14 protein-coding genes and 1 pseudogene are annotated in these 16,966 nt (G+C 56.6%); 10 read left to right on the top strand and 5 right to left on the bottom strand.

Annotation, left to right across the window (positions count from 1 at the left end; translation table 11 throughout):
* The first annotated feature begins 195 nt into the window (after window positions 1–195).
* Window positions 196–1,110, top strand: coding sequence for a 23S rRNA pseudouridine(2605) synthase RluB (gene rluB / locus TAN611_RS12655; RefSeq protein WP_105231317.1), 915 nt, complete (start codon window positions 196–198; stop codon window positions 1,108–1,110).
* 46 nt (window positions 1,111–1,156) lie between these two features.
* Here rluB and cobO read toward each other — a convergent pair whose 3' ends face one another.
* A complete protein-coding gene (gene cobO, locus TAN611_RS12650; RefSeq protein WP_111736997.1) occupies window positions 1,157–1,747 on the bottom strand; it encodes a cob(I)yrinic acid a,c-diamide adenosyltransferase in 591 nt (196 codons plus the stop codon).
* A 12-nt stretch (window positions 1,748–1,759) separates the two neighbouring features.
* The gene (locus TAN611_RS12645) at window positions 1,760–2,521 is read right to left on the bottom strand and encodes a YciK family oxidoreductase (protein WP_105231315.1); all 762 of its coding nucleotides are present in this window, start codon (window positions 2,519–2,521) and stop codon (window positions 1,760–1,762) included.
* Between the two features lie 359 nt (window positions 2,522–2,880).
* On the opposite strand from TAN611_RS12645, the gene sohB reads away from it, so the two are divergent.
* Window positions 2,881–3,927 carry a protease SohB gene (sohB, locus tag TAN611_RS12640; protein WP_105231314.1) on the top strand — a complete coding sequence of 349 codons (1,047 nt, stop codon included), beginning with the start codon at window positions 2,881–2,883 and terminating at the stop codon, window positions 3,925–3,927.
* A gap of 47 nt (window positions 3,928–3,974) precedes the next feature.
* Here the strand turns inward: sohB and TAN611_RS12635 are convergent, their stop codons facing one another.
* Entirely contained in the window at window positions 3,975–4,226 is a 252-nt protein-coding gene (locus TAN611_RS12635; RefSeq protein ID WP_105231313.1) for a YciN family protein, read from the bottom strand.
* A 425-nt stretch (window positions 4,227–4,651) separates the two neighbouring features.
* On the opposite strand from TAN611_RS12635, the gene topA reads away from it, so the two are divergent.
* The 5 genes and pseudogenes from topA (at window position 4,652) to acnA (ending at window position 13,110) form a co-directional block, all read left to right on the top strand.
* The gene (topA, locus tag TAN611_RS12630; protein ID WP_203066527.1) at window positions 4,652–7,255 is read left to right on the top strand and encodes a type I DNA topoisomerase; all 2,604 of its coding nucleotides are present in this window, start codon (window positions 4,652–4,654) and stop codon (window positions 7,253–7,255) included.
* A gap of 359 nt (window positions 7,256–7,614) precedes the next feature.
* Window positions 7,615–8,589 (top strand): HTH-type transcriptional regulator CysB, encoded by a 975-nt coding sequence (gene cysB, locus TAN611_RS12625; RefSeq protein ID WP_015672511.1) that lies wholly within the window; start codon window positions 7,615–7,617, stop codon window positions 8,587–8,589.
* Window positions 8,590–9,017: 428 nt separating this feature from the next.
* A pseudogene (locus TAN611_RS12620) lies at window positions 9,018–9,716 on the top strand (hypothetical protein).
* A 2-nt stretch (window positions 9,717–9,718) separates the two neighbouring features.
* On the top strand, window positions 9,719–10,144 hold the full coding sequence (locus TAN611_RS12615) for a hypothetical protein (RefSeq protein WP_105231311.1): 426 nt from the start codon (window positions 9,719–9,721) through the stop codon (window positions 10,142–10,144).
* Window positions 10,145–10,437: 293 nt separating this feature from the next.
* A complete protein-coding gene (gene acnA, locus TAN611_RS12610) occupies window positions 10,438–13,110 on the top strand; it encodes an aconitate hydratase AcnA (RefSeq protein ID WP_203066526.1) in 2,673 nt (890 codons plus the stop codon).
* A gap of 43 nt (window positions 13,111–13,153) precedes the next feature.
* Here the strand turns inward: acnA and ribA are convergent, their stop codons facing one another.
* Complete coding sequence (gene ribA / locus TAN611_RS12605) at window positions 13,154–13,747, bottom strand: GTP cyclohydrolase II (RefSeq protein WP_105231309.1); 594 nt, start codon at window positions 13,745–13,747, stop codon at window positions 13,154–13,156.
* Between the two features lie 295 nt (window positions 13,748–14,042).
* Between ribA and pgpB the strand changes: the two genes are divergently transcribed.
* From pgpB to lapB, 3 genes are all read left to right on the top strand, one after another.
* Window positions 14,043–14,807 carry a phosphatidylglycerophosphatase B gene (gene pgpB / locus TAN611_RS12600; protein WP_105231308.1) on the top strand — a complete coding sequence of 255 codons (765 nt, stop codon included), beginning with the start codon at window positions 14,043–14,045 and terminating at the stop codon, window positions 14,805–14,807.
* 291 nt (window positions 14,808–15,098) lie between these two features.
* Window positions 15,099–15,401: a LapA family protein gene (locus tag TAN611_RS12595; RefSeq protein WP_105231307.1), complete on the top strand. Its 303-nt coding sequence runs from the start codon at window positions 15,099–15,101 to the stop codon at window positions 15,399–15,401.
* A 6-nt stretch (window positions 15,402–15,407) separates the two neighbouring features.
* Window positions 15,408–16,580 (top strand): lipopolysaccharide assembly protein LapB, encoded by a 1,173-nt coding sequence (lapB, locus tag TAN611_RS12590; protein WP_105231306.1) that lies wholly within the window; start codon window positions 15,408–15,410, stop codon window positions 16,578–16,580.
* A 41-nt stretch (window positions 16,581–16,621) separates the two neighbouring features.
* Here the strand turns inward: lapB and TAN611_RS12585 are convergent, their stop codons facing one another.
* Window positions 16,622–16,903 carry an Arc family DNA-binding protein gene (locus TAN611_RS12585; protein ID WP_187044617.1) on the bottom strand — a complete coding sequence of 94 codons (282 nt, stop codon included), beginning with the start codon at window positions 16,901–16,903 and terminating at the stop codon, window positions 16,622–16,624.
* Between the last annotated feature and the right edge of the window lie 63 nt (window positions 16,904–16,966).

Here is a 16,966-nt window from a genome sequence, read left to right as displayed (position 1 = left end):
AGAATCATTAATTCTAAAATTTGTGTAGAATGTGCGGCCACGTTGAATGATGCGTGGTAGCTGGTGTGGTGCCGCGTGTGCCATGCAGCGTGCCAAAAAGTGTGCAAGATTATAGGGTTATGGCGCCGATTGCCGTAACTGATTGAACGTATAGTATACGCAGACGCCTGTGAAGGCGACGCAAGAGGTTGCTCCATGAGCGAAAAATTACAGAAAGTTTTAGCGCGTGCCGGTCACGGTTCGCGTCGTGAAATTGAAGGCATGATTGAAGCCGGACGCGTCAGCGTCGACGGTAAAGTGGCGACGCTGGGCGATCGCGTGGAAGTGAATCCGGCGATGAAAATCCGTATTGACGGCCATGTGGTGTCGGTAAAAGAGTCGGAAGAGGCGGTGTGCCGCGTACTGGCTTATTACAAACCGGAAGGCGAGCTCTGCACCCGCAGCGATCCGGAAGGGCGCCCGACGGTGTTCGATCGTCTGCCGAAACTGCGTGGTTCGCGCTGGGTGGCCGTGGGCCGTCTGGATGTGAATACTTCGGGGCTGCTGCTGTTCACTACCGACGGTGAACTGGCCAACCGTCTGATGCACCCGAGCCGTGAAGTTGAACGTGAGTATGCCGTGCGCGTATTCGGTCAGATTGACGACGACAAGGTGAAACAGCTGAGCCGTGGCGTACAGCTGGAAGATGGCCCGGCGGCGTTCCGCACCATCAAGTTCCAGGGCGGGGAAGGCTTGAACCAGTGGTACAACGTAACGCTGACCGAAGGACGCAACCGCGAAGTGCGTCGCTTATGGGAGGCGGTCGGCGTACAGGTCAGCCGTTTGATCCGCGTGCGTTATGGTGATATCGATCTGCCGAAAGGCCTGCCGCGCGGCGGCTGGGCTGAACTGGATCTGTCATCGATCAACTACCTGCGCGAACTGGTGGAGCTGAAGCCGGAAACGGTCAGTAAGCTGCCGGTCGAGCGTGAGCGTCGCCGCGTGAAGGCCAACCAGATTCGCCGTGCGGTGAAGCGTCACAGCCAGGTCTCTCCAGGACGCCGTGGCAACGGCGGCGGCAAGCCGGCGGGCGCTAAATCTGCCGCTAAGCCGACGCGTAAACGCAGCTAATCCGCAGCCCTGCGTAACCGCCAATCGACGGCTACGCGGAGGATGATTACCAGTCGATGCCCTGTTGGGCTTTGATGCCGGCGTCAAACGCATGTTTCACCGGTCGCATCTCCGTCACCGTATCCGCCAGTTCCAGTAAATCACGATGGCAGCCGCGGCCGGTAATTATCACCGTCTGATGGGCCGGGCGCTGCGCCAGCGCCGTCATTACCGCTTCCAGTTCCAGATAGCCGTATGCGACCATATAGGTCAGCTCATCCAACAGCACCACATCCAGCGACGCATCGGCCAGCATGCGTTTACCGTGCTGCCAGACCGCCTGACAGGCCGCCGTATCGCTCTCTTTACTTTGCGTCTCCCAGGTAAAGCCGGTAGCCATCACCTGAAACTCCACGCCATGCTGCTGCAGCAGATTCTTTTCACCGTTGGGCCATTCGCCCTTGATAAACTGAATGACGCCGGCCTGCATGCCGTGGCCTACCGCGCGGGTGACCGTGCCGAACGCCGCGGTGGTTTTCCCTTTCCCGTTGCCGGTGAATACCAACAGTAACCCCCGGCTTTCCTGCGCGGCGGCAATACGCGCGTCGACCTGCTCTTTTAACCGCTGCTGACGCTGCTGGTGGCGATCTTCAGCCATAAGGCATTCTCCCTATTCGGCGGCGCCGGGTTTGCGGTTGGGCTGGGCGTCAAAGCTCATGCCGGTTTTACGGCGGCTGTCATCACCCATCAGATACAGGTACAGCGGCATGATATCCGCCGGGGTTTTCAGCTTGTTTTTGTCTTCATGCGGGAAGGCGGCGGCGCGCATACTGGTGCGCGTTCCGCCCGGATTGATGCAGTTTACCCGCAGATGGCGGCTTTTATACTCTTCCGCCAGCACCTGCATCATGCCTTCGGTGGCGAATTTGGAGACGGCATAAGCGCCCCAGCCGGCGCGTCCCATGCGGCCAACGCTGGAGGTGGTAAAGATCAGCGAGCCGGCAGGGGATTTTAACAGCAGCGGCAGCAGCGCCTGGGTCAGCATAAAGGTGGCGTTGACGTTGACCTGCATCACATCGTGCCACATTGCCATATCGATCTCGGCCATTGGCACGATATCACCCAACAGGCCGGCGTTATGCAGTACGCCGTCCAGACGCGGCAGCTGATCCGTCAGGTCGGCGGCGACCTGGCGGCATTGCTCCTGCGTGGCATGCAGCAGATCCAGCGTGACGGTCAGCGCCGGCGCGCCGCCTTGGGCGGCAATTTCGTCGCGAACAGCCAACAGTTTGCTTTCGGTGCGGCCCAGTAGCACCAGCTGTGCGCCGAAACGCGCATAGGTTAATGCGGCTTCGCGGCCGATGCCGTCGCCTGCGCCGGTAACCAGAATGATGCGTTGCTCCAGCAGATCGTGTTTAGGGTTGTAATGCACAATAATTCCTCGCGCTGTGACGGGCAATTTCCACCGTTTTCGGGGAAATGCAGTGGGTGTGGGAGGCCGGCGGCGGGCGTGTCGGTTCGACGGTCGCGCTGGCCCCGCAGCGAATGCGATGATCACATTGATAAATAATGCGTGTTATATGCCTGAAACGGATCGCATTTTCAATGATAAGGCGGGCGAAACGGCATTCTTTTGTAACAAAAACGGAACAATCCCAGCGTGCCGCCCGGGTGAAAACGCTCATCCGATGCGTAGCGTATTCCAGGAAGGGGAATTTGCCGCGACAGCCGGGGGAACAGTTGGCTAGAATGAACGAAGACAACTAACAACCTGTTATCAAGGCGGAATCTGTGGAGTTTATATCTGTTTACGGCCTGTTTTTGGCCAAGGTCGCCACGGTGGCGATCGCTATCGCCGCGCTGGCGCTGCTGGCGGTAAGTCTGGGACATCGCAAGAGCCAGCAAAAAGGGGAGCTGCGGCTGACCGATCTCGGCGAACAATACCGCGATATGCAGCGCGATATGCGTCTGGCGCGGATGGATGCGGCAGAGCAAAAAATCTGGAACAAGCAGTTTAAGAAGCAGACCAAGGCCGACGATAAGCTCAAAAAGCAGCGGGCGAAGGCGGGCGCGGTGGAGGCGGGTAAGCCTTGTCTCTACGTGCTGGATTTCAAGGGCAGCATGGACGCGCATGAAGTCTCTTCACTGCGCGAAGAGGTCTCTGCCGTGCTGGCGGTGGCGACGGCGCAGGACGAAGTGCTGCTGCGTCTGGAAAGCCCTGGCGGCGTGGTACACGGTTACGGCCTGGCCGCTTCGCAGTTGGAACGCCTGCGCAACGGCGGCATCCGCCTGACGGTGGCGGTGGACAAGGTCGCCGCCAGCGGCGGTTATATGATGGCCTGCGTGGCGGATCGCATTGTGGCGGCGCCGTTTGCCATCATTGGCTCCATCGGCGTGGTGGCGCAGATCCCCAACTTCCACCGCCTGCTGAAAAAGAACAATGTGGACGTCGAGTTGCACACCGCCGGCCAGTTCAAACGTACGCTGACGCTGTTTGGTGAAAACACCGACGAAGGGCGTGAGAAGTTCCGCGAGGAGCTGAATGAAACCCATCTGCTGTTCAAGCAGTTCGTCCATCAGCAACGTCCTTCGCTGGATATCGACAGCGTGGCGACCGGTGAGCACTGGCTCGGCACGCAGGCCCGGGAAAAAGGGCTGGTCGACGCGGTGGGCACCAGCGATGACCTGCTGATTGCCGAAATGGAAACCCATGAGGTGATCGGGGTGCGCTATACCCGCCACAAACGGCTGATCGACCGCTTTACCGGCAGCGCGGCGGAAAGCGCCGATCGTCTGCTGCTGCGCTGGTGGCAGCGTGGAGAAAAGCCGCTGCTGTAAGCCGAACTCTGGCACGGGGGCTTTGGCTCCCGTTTTTTATCCGTCGCTCAATCGACCAAGTGGTATTTTTCCGAAAGTCGGTGGGCGAGATGTTTAAACATATTAAATACCGCCGTGGTTTTTGCCGTAGGCAAACCGTCCGGGTCTAAAAAGAATTCGCCGCGAAATACCAGCACGCCGTTTTTTTGTTCGACATCGGTGGCGACCATGCCGTGGAGATAATCCTCATGCTGACGGATGATGTTATTTGCTTCTTTGAGTAACGTCTCACGGTTAATCGGTGAAGTATTATTGTTCATTTATTGCACTCCGGATATCTTTACTGCGCATATACTAGCGCCGCTTTCCGTTTATCCGCAAATAAACTAAGGTTTAGCCGCCGTCCGGACGGCTGGCAGGCTATAGAAGTTGGCGAAAAAGCGTTTTCCGTGCTAATTAGGTTGCGTGGCGCTTTTTATCAGGTACAGTGTGGGATTTTGCGGCCTCAGGTGGAAATTTTTGTTTACGCCAACGGCGAGCCATAGACGGCCATACCTCTGGAGCATGGCTGAAAGGCGGGGGCGATCAGCAACTTGCGTTCAGGTTGAGCAGTTAAGCAGCCAACGGAAAAAAACATGTTGATCTCCGGCCAGACTGCCGCAATATAAAAAAGAGATGTGAATTGCCGCGGCACGGCGAGATAAAAGACTTCTTTTCAGAAGAAATAAATTAGGTAAAGGTAAATATGGGTAAAGCTCTTGTAATAGTTGAGTCCCCGGCAAAAGCCAAAACTATTAATAAATATTTGGGTAATGACTACGTGGTGAAGTCCAGCGTCGGTCATATCCGTGATTTGCCGACCAGTGGCTCAGCCAGCAAAAAGAGCGCTGACTCAAGCGAAGACAAAACCAAGGCCAAGAAAAAAGTTAAAAAAGACGCAACGACGGCGCTGGTAAACCGAATGGGCGTCGATCCTTATCACGGCTGGAAAGCGCATTATGAAATCCTGCCTGGTAAAGAAAAAGTTGTCGCAGAGTTAAAATCGTTAGCGGAAAACGCCGACCACATTTATCTCGCAACCGACTTGGACCGCGAAGGGGAAGCCATTGCCTGGCACCTGCGGGAAGTGATCGGCGGCGATGATCAGCGCTTCAGCCGCGTGGTGTTTAACGAAATCACCAAAAACGCCATTCAGCAGGCGTTCAGCGAGCCGGGCGAACTGAATATTGACCGGGTTAACGCCCAGCAGGCGCGTCGCTTTATGGACCGCGTTGTGGGCTATATGGTCTCGCCGCTGCTGTGGAAGAAAATTGCCCGCGGCCTGTCCGCCGGCCGCGTACAGTCGGTGGCCGTCCGCCTGGTGGTGGAGCGCGAGCGTGATATCAAAGCCTTCGTGCCGGAAGAGTACTGGGAACTGCGCGCCGACCTGCTGGCGCAGGGTGAAACCGCGCTGCAGATGGAAGTGACCCATGCGCACGGCAAACCGTTCAAACCGGTAAACCGCGACCAGACCTACGCGGCGGTGGCGTTGCTGGAGAAAGCGCGCTACACGGTGCAGGATCGTGAAGACAAACCGACCAGCAGCAAGCCGGGCGCGCCGTTTATTACCTCCACGCTGCAACAGGCGGCCAGTACGCGTCTGAGCTTCGGCGTGAAGAAAACCATGATGATGGCGCAGCGTCTGTATGAAGCGGGCCACATTACCTATATGCGTACCGACTCCACCAACCTGAGCCAGGATGCGCTCAATATGGTGCGGGGTTATATCGGCGACAGCTTCGGTGAGAAATACCTGCCGAAAGCGCCGAATCAGTACAGCAGCAAAGAGAATTCTCAGGAAGCGCACGAAGCGATTCGTCCTTCGGACGTGAACGTGGTGGCCGAACAGCTGAAAGATATGGAAGCGGATGCGCAAAAACTGTATCAGCTGATCTGGCGTCAGTTTGTCGCCTGTCAGATGACGCCGGCGCAGTACGATTCCACCACGCTGACGGTAAAAGCCGGTGATTACCAGCTGCGCGCCAAAGGCCGCACGCTGCGTTTCGACGGTTGGACCAAGGTGATGCCGGCGTTGCGCAAGGGCGACGAAGATCGCACTCTGCCGTTTGTCGACATCGGCAGCGAGCTGGATCTGCAGCAGTTGATCCCGAGCCAGCACTTTACCAAGCCGCCTGCGCGCTACAGCGAAGCATCGCTGGTGAAAGAGCTGGAAAAACGCGGCATCGGCCGTCCTTCCACCTATGCCTCGATCATCTCCACCATTCAGGATCGCGGCTACGTGCGGGTGGAAAACCGCCGTTTCTATGCGGAAAAAATGGGCGAAATCGTCACCGACCGGCTGGAAGAGAACTTCCGTGAGCTGATGAACTACGATTTCACCGCCCGCATGGAAGATGGCCTCGACCAGGTGGCGAACAACCACGCGGAGTGGAAAGCGGTGCTGGACGAGTTCTTTGCCGAGTTCAGCGAACAGCTGGAAACGGCGGAAAAAGCCCCGGAAGAAGGCGGGATGCGCCCGAACCAGATGGTGCTGACCAGCATCGACTGTCCGACCTGCGGCCGCCAGATGGGCATTCGCACCGCCAGCACCGGGGTGTTCCTCGGCTGTTCCGGCTATGCGCTGCCGCCGAAAGAGCGTTGCAAAACCACCATCAACCTGGTGCCGGAAGCCGAAGTGCTTAACATACTGGAAGGGGACGATGCGGAAACCAACGCCTTGCGCGCGCGCCGTCGCTGCCAGAAGTGCGGCACCGCGATGGACAGCTACCTGATCGATAACCAGCGCAAACTGCACGTGTGCGGCAACAACCCGGCCTGTGACGGTTACGAGATTGAAGAGGGCGAGTTCCGCCTGAAAGGCTATGACGGCCCAGTGGTTGAGTGTGAGAAGTGTGGTTCCGAAATGCACCTGAAAATGGGGCGCTTCGGTAAATACATGGGCTGCACCAACGAAAACTGTAAGAACACGCGTAAAATCCTGCGCAGCGGTGAAGTCGCGCCACCGAAGGAAGATCCGGTGCCGTTGCCGGAATTGCCATGCGCCAAGTCGGACGCCTATTTTGTGTTGCGTGACGGCGCGGCCGGCGTGTTCCTGGCGGCCAATACGTTCCCTAAATCGCGCGAAACCCGTGCGCCGTTGGTGGAAGAACTGCAGCGCTTTAAGGACCGTCTGCCGGAAAAACTGCGTTACCTGGCCGATGCGCCGGTGGCCGATCCGGAAGGCAACAAAACGCTGGTGCGCTTCAGCCGTAAGACCAAGCAGCAGTACGTCTCTTCGGAGAAAGAGGGCAAGGCCACCGGCTGGACCGCATTCTTCGTGGATGGCAAATGGGTTGAAACCAAAAAGTAATCGTTGCTGACGGCAGCAATCTTAAAAAACCAGCCCGGGCGGCTGGTTTTTTTATGCCCGTGCCCGGGGAAATCGGCCATTCTGGTGCGTTTTAATCACCGTGGACCGGCGTTGCGCATTGATAGTAATGCGAAATAATCGTTATCATAGTGTGACGTGGATCTATACTTGAAGCTATGGCGTGATATAGTGGTTATATAAAAATATGTATTTATGATTAAAGCTTATTAACAACGGCGTTTTCTGCAGCATCTGGGTTAACACTGTGTTATGGCTCACCAACTTTTCAGCATACCGGGAAACACCGATATACCTGAATGCGGCCTGGCCGCAGTGTTTAACCTAGGATGGTATAAGATATGAAATTGCAGCAGCTTCGTTACATTGTGGAAGTGGTTAATCACAACCTGAATGTGTCATCGACAGCGGAAGGGCTTTATACCTCTCAGCCTGGCATCAGCAAACAGGTGCGTATGCTGGAGGATGAACTGGGTATTCAGATCTTCGCCCGCAGCGGCAAACACCTGACGCAGGTGACGCCGGCAGGCCAGGAGATTATCCGCATCGCGCGCGAGGTGCTGTCCAAGGTCGAGGCAATCAAAGCGGTTGCCGGCGAACATACTTATCCGGATAAAGGCTCCCTGTACGTCGCCACCACCCATACGCAGGCGCGCTATGCGCTGCCTAACGTGATCAAAGGCTTTATCGAACGTTATCCGCGCGTCTCATTGCATATGCATCAGGGGTCGCCGACGCAGATCGCCGAAGCGGTGTCCAAAGGCACCGCCGACTTCGCTATCGCCACCGAGGCGCTGCATCTGTACGACGATCTGATTATGCTGCCGTGCTACCACTGGAACCGCGCGGTGGTGGTGAAACCCGATCATCCGTTAGCCGGCAAAAGCCATATCACCATTGAAGAGCTGGCTGAATATCCGATAGTGACCTACACCTTCGGCTTTACCGGTCGTTCAGAGCTGGATACCGCCTTTAACCGCGCCGGGCTGACGCCGCGTATCGTGTTCACGGCTACCGATGCCGACGTGATCAAAACCTACGTCCGCCTGGGGCTAGGGGTGGGAGTGATTGCCAGCATGGCGGTCGACCCGGTGCAGGATCCGGATCTGGTGACCGTCGACGCCCGCGATGTGTTCACCTACAGCACCACCAAAATCGGTTTCCGCCGCAGCACCTTCCTGCGCAGCTATATGTACGACTTTATCCAGCGCTTTGCGCCGCATCTGACGCGCGACGTAGTGGACACCGCGGTGGCGCTGCGCTCGAATGAAGAGATCGAGGCGATGTTCAAGGACATCAAACTGCCGGTGAAGTAGGGCGTAAAATTAACGACTTACCGCAGGATCAACACTCGGGTGTTCGCTCACCTGTTTCAATCTGTTGATTGAAACAGGCTGTAAAGCCAGACTTACCGGGAGGGAACATTTATCCCTCCCGTTTTCATATCTCCTTAGAGCGCAGCGCCAAGGCGATATTGATTCACGTTACATACTCACCACACATCCCTTCTAACGTGCCCTCGACGCTATCATCTATAGAGCTGAGTTATGGTCTGATAGCTTTTTACTAACATGGAGTGGGTCACGCATTCAAAAGTGTCATCGGGGCTATTCACTGTAAATTTACTCTAGACCTAGGTCACATCTTTTTCTGTTTATACCCTTAAAATAATCTGCAGATTTTCCAGCGTGCATGTGATAAATATTAATAAAAATCAATATGTTAACCTGAAAGGATGTAGGTTATGAGTACTCGACGGGATATACAGGATGGAGCGAAATTTGAATGGCTGACAAGCGGGCTTGTTTATACCGAGGTCTTAGGGTGGCTTGATATGGGGCACGCTCGCGGTGATGATATCATTGCCCTGAAACGCCAGTTCTTGGCGGGTGAGAATAGCGGGAAAGATTTTTATACCGTGATGTATCGCCAAGATATGCGTATTGCCAGATTTGGGAGCCGGTTGGGTATCGGGAAATTTTCACGGTGGCAGATCAAGTGAGGGCGCAGCGGTAGTGATGTTAACCGTATTATGTTGGCGATGATGTTGAATACATCGTTTTTCTTTGAAAACTTACAAAGCCAGCGTGTTTTTTCGTGGTATACAGACAGCGGCTATAGTGGTGAAGATCTCGTTTCTAACCTGTTTGGATTTTATCGTTATATGATTCCTGGCCGATATGATTATCGAGTCAGGCCCGTGAGTTATACTGCGGCTGTGCGTCGATGGGATTATTACGGCTCTATCGGCTCCCATAAAAATAGCGGTTTTCTACCGATACTTTTTCCTGATCCAAGCGACCCTTGTGTCAGGCGCCAACCGTACAAGGTAAATCTTCCACATTTTATGACGTGGATGCGTCCGTGGGATGACTTTACGTCCGGGACTGTCAACGTTCTTACGGGCAATGGAACATCATTTGAATTCAAAGGAGTGAGGTAACCGTGAGAACGTTGTTGAAGTGGGGCAGTTTGACGCTGATGGGCGTGCTTCTTCTTAGTGGTGTGTTTATCTATGTCGTTGCATCAGGCGTTAATGAGGTGACTGAATACACGGAAAACGACTTTTTTACCTATCGCATCCTGACGGATAAAGAGATCGCGCAAGCGCCGCGTATTTCAGCGGATTACGTTTTTGTCTCGCAGCCCGGCGACGGGCATGCACCATCAAACGCTATTATTTTTCAACGTGCCTCTGACATCGAGCCGCTCAGGATTTATCTGCGGGGCTTGGGTTACGCTCTGGATAAGCGGCGACTTGGCGCTAATGAGGTTTGGTCGCAGCAGGAACGACATGGCGGCGCGGTTTTTTATCTCTCTTTTAATCGCGGCACTGGTGAAGCGGTATTGACCAAAGTGCAGAACGATTAATTCCTGCCGGATCCCGGCGTTACTTTTTGCCTGCCGATGCCTCGGTGTTTTCCTGTCTTTTGTCGCACGCGGCGTCCACAATCCTTGCCAATGATGTGGTTATTTATTACTCCTTTTTTGGTGGGTTTCATCCTAACCCTTTGACTTAGCTAACACTTGTCGGCGCGCCATCGCTTTTGCCTATCGCTGTGATCAAATCGTGTTGTTATCAAAACGTTACATCACGTTTGTGTTATCTTTAAACAAGACCTCAGTAATTACCCTGTTTTTGACATAATAAAAATGGAGGAGCTATGTCGTCCAATCTTAGTGAAACGAGTATGGATAAGCTGGTTGCACTGAATAGCGAATATCACTATTACAGCCTGCCACAGGCGGCCAAACAGCTCGGAGATATCGACCGGCTGCCGAAGTCCATGAAAGTGCTGTTGGAGAACCTGCTACGTCATATCGACGGCGATACGGTGCAGGTTGAGGATTTACAAGCGATCGTCGACTGGCAGCGCAGCGGACATGCCGACCGTGAAATTGCCTACCGCCCGGCGCGTGTGCTGATGCAGGATTTTACCGGCGTGCCGGCGGTGGTCGATCTGGCGGCGATGCGCGAAGCGGTGCAGCGGCTGGGCGGCAATGTCGACCAGGTCAACCCGCTGTCGCCGGTAGATCTGGTGATTGACCACTCGGTAACCGTCGATGAGTTCGGCGACCAGCAGGCATTTACCGATAACGTGCGCATCGAAATGCAGCGCAACCACGAACGTTACACCTTCCTGCGCTGGGGGCAGCAAGCCTTTAACCGCTTCCGTGTGGTGCCGCCGGGCACCGGGATCTGCCACCAGGTCAACCTTGAGTATCTGGGCCAGACCATCTGGCATGAGGAGCAGGACGGCAAACGCATCGCCTACCCGGATACGCTGGTGGGTACCGATTCCCACACCACCATGATTAACGGCCTGGGCATCCTCGGCTGGGGCGTCGGCGGTATCGAAGCGGAAGCGGCGATGCTGGGGCAGCCGGTATCGATGCTGATCCCGGACGTGGTGGGCTTTAAACTGACGGGTAAACTCAGTGAAGGCATCACCGCCACCGATTTGGTGTTAACCGTCACGCAGATGCTGCGTAAGCACGGCGTGGTCGGCAAGTTCGTGGAATTTTACGGCGACGGCCTTGCGCAATTACCGCTGGCGGACCGCGCCACCATCGCCAATATGGCGCCGGAATATGGCGCTACCTGTGGCTTCTTCCCGGTGGATGAGGTCACGCTCGGCTACCTGAAACTGAGCGGACGCAGCGACGAGCAGATCGCGCTGGTGGAAAGTTACGCCAAAGCGCAGGGCATGTGGCGTCATCCCGGCGATGAGCCGGTCTTCACCAGTTCGCTGGCGCTGGATATGTCGACGGTGGAAACCAGTCTGGCCGGGCCGAAGCGGCCGCAGGATCGGGTGGCGCTGTCGGCAGTGCCGCAGGCCTTCCAGGCCGCGACCGAGCTGGACATCGGCGGCCAGAAAAACCGGGCGGACTCCGTTCCTTTCACGCTGGACGGCGCAACACATCCGCTCAGCAACGGCGCGGTGGTGATTGCCGCCATCACGTCGTGCACCAACACCTCTAACCCCAGCGTGATGATGGCCGCCGGCCTGTTGGCGAAAAATGCGGTGGATAAAGGCCTGCAGGTGAAGCCATGGGTGAAAACCTCGCTGGCGCCGGGTTCCAAAGTCGTGACCGACTACTTCGCCAGCGCCGGGCTGATGCCTTATCTGGAGGCGCTGGGCTTTAATCTGGTGGGTTACGGCTGCACCACCTGTATTGGTAACTCCGGCCCGCTGCCGGAGCCGATCGAGCAGGCGATTAAAACCGGCGATCTGACCGTCGGTGCGGTGCTGTCCGGCAACCGTAACTTTGAAGGTCGTATCCATCCGCTGGTAAAAACCAACTGGCTGGCGTCGCCGCCGCTGGTGGTCGCCTATGCGCTGGCCGGTAATATGCAGCTGGATCTGGCCAAGGATGCATTGGGAGAAGGGCACGACGGTAAACCGGTGTACCTGAAAGACATTTGGCCAAGCAATACCGATATCGCCAAGGCGGTAGAGGAAGTCCGCACCGAGATGTTCCGTAAGGAATACAGCGAAGTGTTTAACGGCGACGAGGAGTGGCGGGCAATCGAGGTGGCTGCGTCGGCAACCTATAACTGGCAGGAGGACTCCACCTATATCCGCCATCCGCCGTTCTTCAGCACCATGCAGGAAAAACCCGAGCCGGTGCAGGATATCAACAACGCGCGTCTGCTGGCGATCCTGGCGGATTCTGTCACCACCGACCACATCTCCCCGGCGGGCAATATCAAGCACGACAGCCCGGCGGGACGTTACCTCAGCGAGCACGGGGTGGCGGACGGCGACTTCAACTCCTACGGCTCACGTCGCGGCAACCATGAGGTGATGATGCGCGGCACCTTCGCCAATATCCGCATCCGCAACGAGATGGTGCCGGGGGTGGAAGGCGGCTATACGCGCCATATCCCGTCACAGGAAGAGATGGCGATTTATGACGCCGCGATGCGTTATCAGCAAGAGCAGGTGCCGCTGGCGGTGGTCGCCGGTAAAGAGTACGGCTCCGGCTCCAGCCGCGACTGGGCTGCCAAAGGGCCGCGCCTGCTCGGGGTGCGCGTGGTGATCGCCGAGTCTTTCGAACGTATTCACCGCTCAAACCTGATCGGCATGGGGATTCTACCGCTGGAATTTCCGCAGGGCGTGACGCGCAAAACGCTGGCGCTGAGCGGGGATGAGAGCATCAGCGTCGGCGGCCTGCAGAGTCTGCAGCCGGGGCAGACGGTGCCGCTGCATATCACCTATGCCGACGGCCGTGAAGAGGTGGTGGATACCCGCTGCCGCATCGACACGCAAACCGAGCTGACCTACTACCAGAACGATGGCATCCTGCATTACGTCATCAGGAAAATGTTGTAATAAAAAAGGGCGCCTGCGGGCGCCCTGATTATTTTAGCGTGGGTTACTTCTGGTCCAACAGATGGCCCATTTTGGCCGCTTTGGTCGCCAGATAACGCTCATTTTTCGGGTTGCGGCCGACGATCAACGGCACCCGTTCGACGATGTTAATCCCGGCTTCACTCAGGATTTCCACCTTTTTCGGGTTATTGGTCAGCAGACGCACCGCATCCACGCCCAGCAGTTTAAACATGTCCGCACACAGGGTGAAGTCACGCTCATCCGCCGCGAAGCCCAGTTGATGATTGGCCTCCACCGTATCGGCGCCTTTGTCCTGCAGCGCATAGGCGCGGATTTTGTTCAGCAGGCCGATGTTGCGGCCTTCCTGGCGGTGATACAGCAGGATGCCGCGGCCTTCTTCGGCAATGTGCTCCAGCGCGGCTTCCAGTTGGAAACCGCAGTCGCAGCGCAGGCTGAACAGGGCGTCTCCGGTCAGACATTCCGAATGTACGCGCGCCAGCACCGGCGTATCGCCGCTGATATCGCCGAAAACCAACGCCAGATGATCGTGCCCGGTGGCGAGTTCTTCAAAACCCACCATCAGGAAATCGCCCCAAGGTGTCGGCAGTTTAGCCTCTGCCACCCGTTTAAGCTGCATGTTACTCTCCAACACTTTCGATTCAATCGCTGCAACGCATGGTACGTCCGACATGAACGCCTGACCAGCATTAAACGCGCCGCCGCGTATTCTAATGGCTTATTATCGACTATTCTGCCATAACTTCTTGCCCAGTGGTGCTCAGCAAACCAGCATCCGGCGCCGTGCGCCACCTATTGATGCAATAGGGGGCCGGGCTTTCCTCCGCCTGGCGGCCTGCGTCCGTGCCGTCTGCTATGTTCTTGAGATTACAAGGTTGTTACACTGCGCTCTGAACCATAACCGGGATGATAAAATGTTTGATATCGCAAAACGCACCGCCGGCGGAACCCTGTTGCTGTTGTTAATACCGCTGGCCGTTTGGCTGACCGGCTGGCAATGGCAGCCCGGCGGCGATAATGCGCTGCTGAAAGTGATGTTCTGGATGACGGAAACGGTCACCGCGCCGTGGGGCATACTGACCAGCGTGCTGTTGTCGGCCTGGTTTTTGTGGTGCCTGCGCTTTCGTCTTAAACCGGCGATCGGGCTGATGGTGCTGCTGCTGGCCTCGATCCTGGTGGGCCAGGGGATAAAATCGCTGATAAAAGAGCAGGTGCAGGCGCCGCGACCGTTCGTGATGTGGCTGGAGCAGCAGCACAATATCAGTGAGGAACACTTTTATTCGCTGAAGCGTAAGCAGCGCGCGGCGCTGGTGAAAGATCAGCTGCAGGGGCAGCCGCTGGTGCCGGAGTGGCTGCGCAAGCACTGGCAGTTTGAAACCGGCTTTGCTTTCCCTTCCGGCCATACCACGTTTGCCGCCACCTGGGCACTGCTGGGCGTTGGTCTGCTGTGGCCGCGCCGGCACTATAAAACCGTGGCGGTGCTGATGGTCTGGGCCGCCGGCGTGATGATCAGCCGTCTGCTGCTGGGGATGCACTGGCCGCGCGATCTGGCGGTGGCGACCTTAATCAGCGCATTACTGGTGGCGATCGTCTGCTGGCTGGCGCAGCGCTGGTTCGGGCCGTTGACGCCGCCGCCGGAAGAACAGCAGGAGATCGCGCATCGCGGCCACAGGCGTTAGGCCGTTGTTGTGACGATGTCACGTTGGCGACGAATGCCCGTCGCCAACGTATTAATCCCCCCGCCTTGTAATTGATCGCTTTCGCCCCCATTTCATTATTAATTCACTATTTTGAGATGCGTTCTCATCTGGGTGTCCGGTGACGTCGTTATTGCCGAATATACCAGCGTCTTTATGCATTTATCGCACGCCAGGGTTTCCCTGCTGCTGCGGGAAATGCTAACTTAATGTATTACGGACGCCACCCTTGGGCATAATTCATCCGATAAACTCGGCATCGCGGGAAAGAATGTGAAATATTTACTTATTTTTTTGCTGGTTCTGGTGATCTTCGTTATTTCCGTAACGCTTGGCGCGCAGAACGATCAGGTTGTGACGTTTAATTATCTGGTGGCGCAGGGCGATTACCGGGTATCCACACTTCTGGCGACGCTGTTCGGCATGGGGTTCGTACTTGGCTGGATTATCTGCGGCCTGTTTTATCTGCGTACGCGCCTTGCCCTGAGCCGCGCCGAGCGGAAAGTAAAAAGGCTGGAGTCGCAGCTGGAAACGCCAGCTGAACCGGTGACTCAGCCCGTTGTCAGCAAGGAATAACCTTCTATGTTAGAGCTGCTGTTTCTGTTGCTGCCCGTGGCTGCCGCCTATGGCTGGTACATGGGGCGCAGAAGTGCTCAGCAGGATAAACAGCAGGAAGCCAACCGTCTGTCGCGTGAATATGTGGCCGGGGTTAACTTTCTGCTTTCCAACCAGCAGGACAAAGCGGTCGATCTGTTCCTCGATATGCTGAAAGAGGACAGCAACACCGTGGAGGCCCACCTGACGTTGGGTAACCTGTTTCGTTCCCGCGGTGAAGTCGATCGCGCCATCCGTATTCACCAGGCGCTGATGGAAAGCTCGTCGCTCACCTTTGAGCAACGCCTGCTGGCAGTTCAGCAGCTGGGGCGCGACTACATGGCCGCCGGGCTGTATGACCGCGCTGAGGATATGTTCAGCCAGTTGACCGGTGAACAGGACTTCCGGCTGGCCGCGCTGCAGCAACTGCTGGTGATTCACCAGGCGACCAGCGACTGGCAGAAGGCCATTGAAGTAGCCGAGCGTTTGGTCAAGCTGGGTAAAGACAAACAGCGCGGCGAAATCGCGCATTTCTACTGTGAGCTGGCGTTGCAGGCGATGGGCAGCGACGATCTCGATAAGGCGATGTCGCTGCTGAAACGTGCCGCCGCCGCGGACAAGCAGTGCGCCCGTGTATCGATCATGGTCGGCCGCATCTGTATGGCGCAGGGCGAGTATGCCAAGGCGGTGGAGTCGCTCAAGCGCGTGCTGGATCAGGATAAGGATCTGGTGAGTGAAACCTTGCCGATGCTGCAGGAGTGCTATCAGCACCTGCCGCAGCAGGAAGCCGCCTGGGCCGAGTTCCTCAAGCGCTGCGTGGAGGAGAACTGTGGCGCGACGGCAGAGCTGATGCTGGCCGAAGTGATCGAGCAGCATGAAGGGCGCGACGTGGTGCAGGTGTATATCAACCGTCAGCTGCAGCGTCACCCGACCATGCTGGTGTTCTACCGCCTGATGGACTACCACCTGGCTGACGCGGAGGACGGCCGTGCGAAGGAGAGCCTGCTGCTGTTGCGCGATATGGTCGGAGAACAGATCCGCACCAAGCCGCGCTATCGCTGCCATAAGTGTGGCTTTACCGCCCATTCGCTCTATTGGCACTGTCCGTCATGCCGCTCCTGGGCTTCGGTGAAGCCGATCCGCGGTCTGGATGGCCAATAAAAAACGGGGCGAATCTTTCGCCCCGTTTTTTTAAGCGTGACCTATTTCTTCTTGCCGCTTTTGACGTTTATCTTCAGCAACTGCCGCAGTTTTCTCAACTCCTTCTGGCTCAATGGGGCTTCAACCACTTCTGTGGTTTCCTGGCTGTCAATCTCCGCCTGTCGCTGCGCCTTTTTCTGACCGGCGGCCGGCGTGGTGAAACTGTCCGCCAGGCGCTGGCAAACTTCCGCGCTCAGCGAGCATTCGCCGGCCAGCGCTGCGGCTCTGACTTTCTCTTTCAGCTCAAGAGGGATTTTTATCGTTAGGGTAGATATCTCGCTCATGTCACAGCCTTGTATGAGATAGGGAGACTTCACGCTAATCCAGCCAGGCTACACCGTCTAGTG

The organism is Serratia sp. Tan611, from assembly GCF_905188235.1.
In the GTDB taxonomy this organism is placed as follows: Bacteria; Pseudomonadota; Gammaproteobacteria; order Enterobacterales; family Enterobacteriaceae; genus Serratia_B; species Serratia_B rhizosphaerae.
Note: the sequence above shows the minus strand (reverse complement) of the source record. Positions and strands in the feature narration are given on the sequence as shown.

Excerpts from the sequence above, each read along its gene's own strand:
- rluB (WP_105231317.1), top strand. The coding sequence starts at position 196 with ATGAGCGAAAAATTACAGAAAGTTTTAGCGCGTGCCGGTCACGGTTCG.
- cobO (WP_111736997.1), bottom strand. The coding sequence starts at position 1,747 with ATGGCTGAAGATCGCCACCAGCAGCGTCAGCAGCGGTTAAAAGAGCAG.
- TAN611_RS12635 (WP_105231313.1), bottom strand. The coding sequence starts at position 4,226 with ATGAACAATAATACTTCACCGATTAACCGTGAGACGTTACTCAAAGAA.
- topA (WP_203066527.1), top strand. The coding sequence starts at position 4,652 with ATGGGTAAAGCTCTTGTAATAGTTGAGTCCCCGGCAAAAGCCAAAACT.
- cysB (WP_015672511.1), top strand. The coding sequence starts at position 7,615 with ATGAAATTGCAGCAGCTTCGTTACATTGTGGAAGTGGTTAATCACAAC.
- acnA (WP_203066526.1), top strand. The coding sequence starts at position 10,438 with ATGTCGTCCAATCTTAGTGAAACGAGTATGGATAAGCTGGTTGCACTG.
- ribA (WP_105231309.1), bottom strand. The coding sequence starts at position 13,747 with ATGCAGCTTAAACGGGTGGCAGAGGCTAAACTGCCGACACCTTGGGGC.
- pgpB (WP_105231308.1), top strand. The coding sequence starts at position 14,043 with ATGTTTGATATCGCAAAACGCACCGCCGGCGGAACCCTGTTGCTGTTG.
- lapB (WP_105231306.1), top strand. The coding sequence starts at position 15,408 with ATGTTAGAGCTGCTGTTTCTGTTGCTGCCCGTGGCTGCCGCCTATGGC.
- TAN611_RS12585 (WP_187044617.1), bottom strand. The coding sequence starts at position 16,903 with ATGAGCGAGATATCTACCCTAACGATAAAAATCCCTCTTGAGCTGAAA.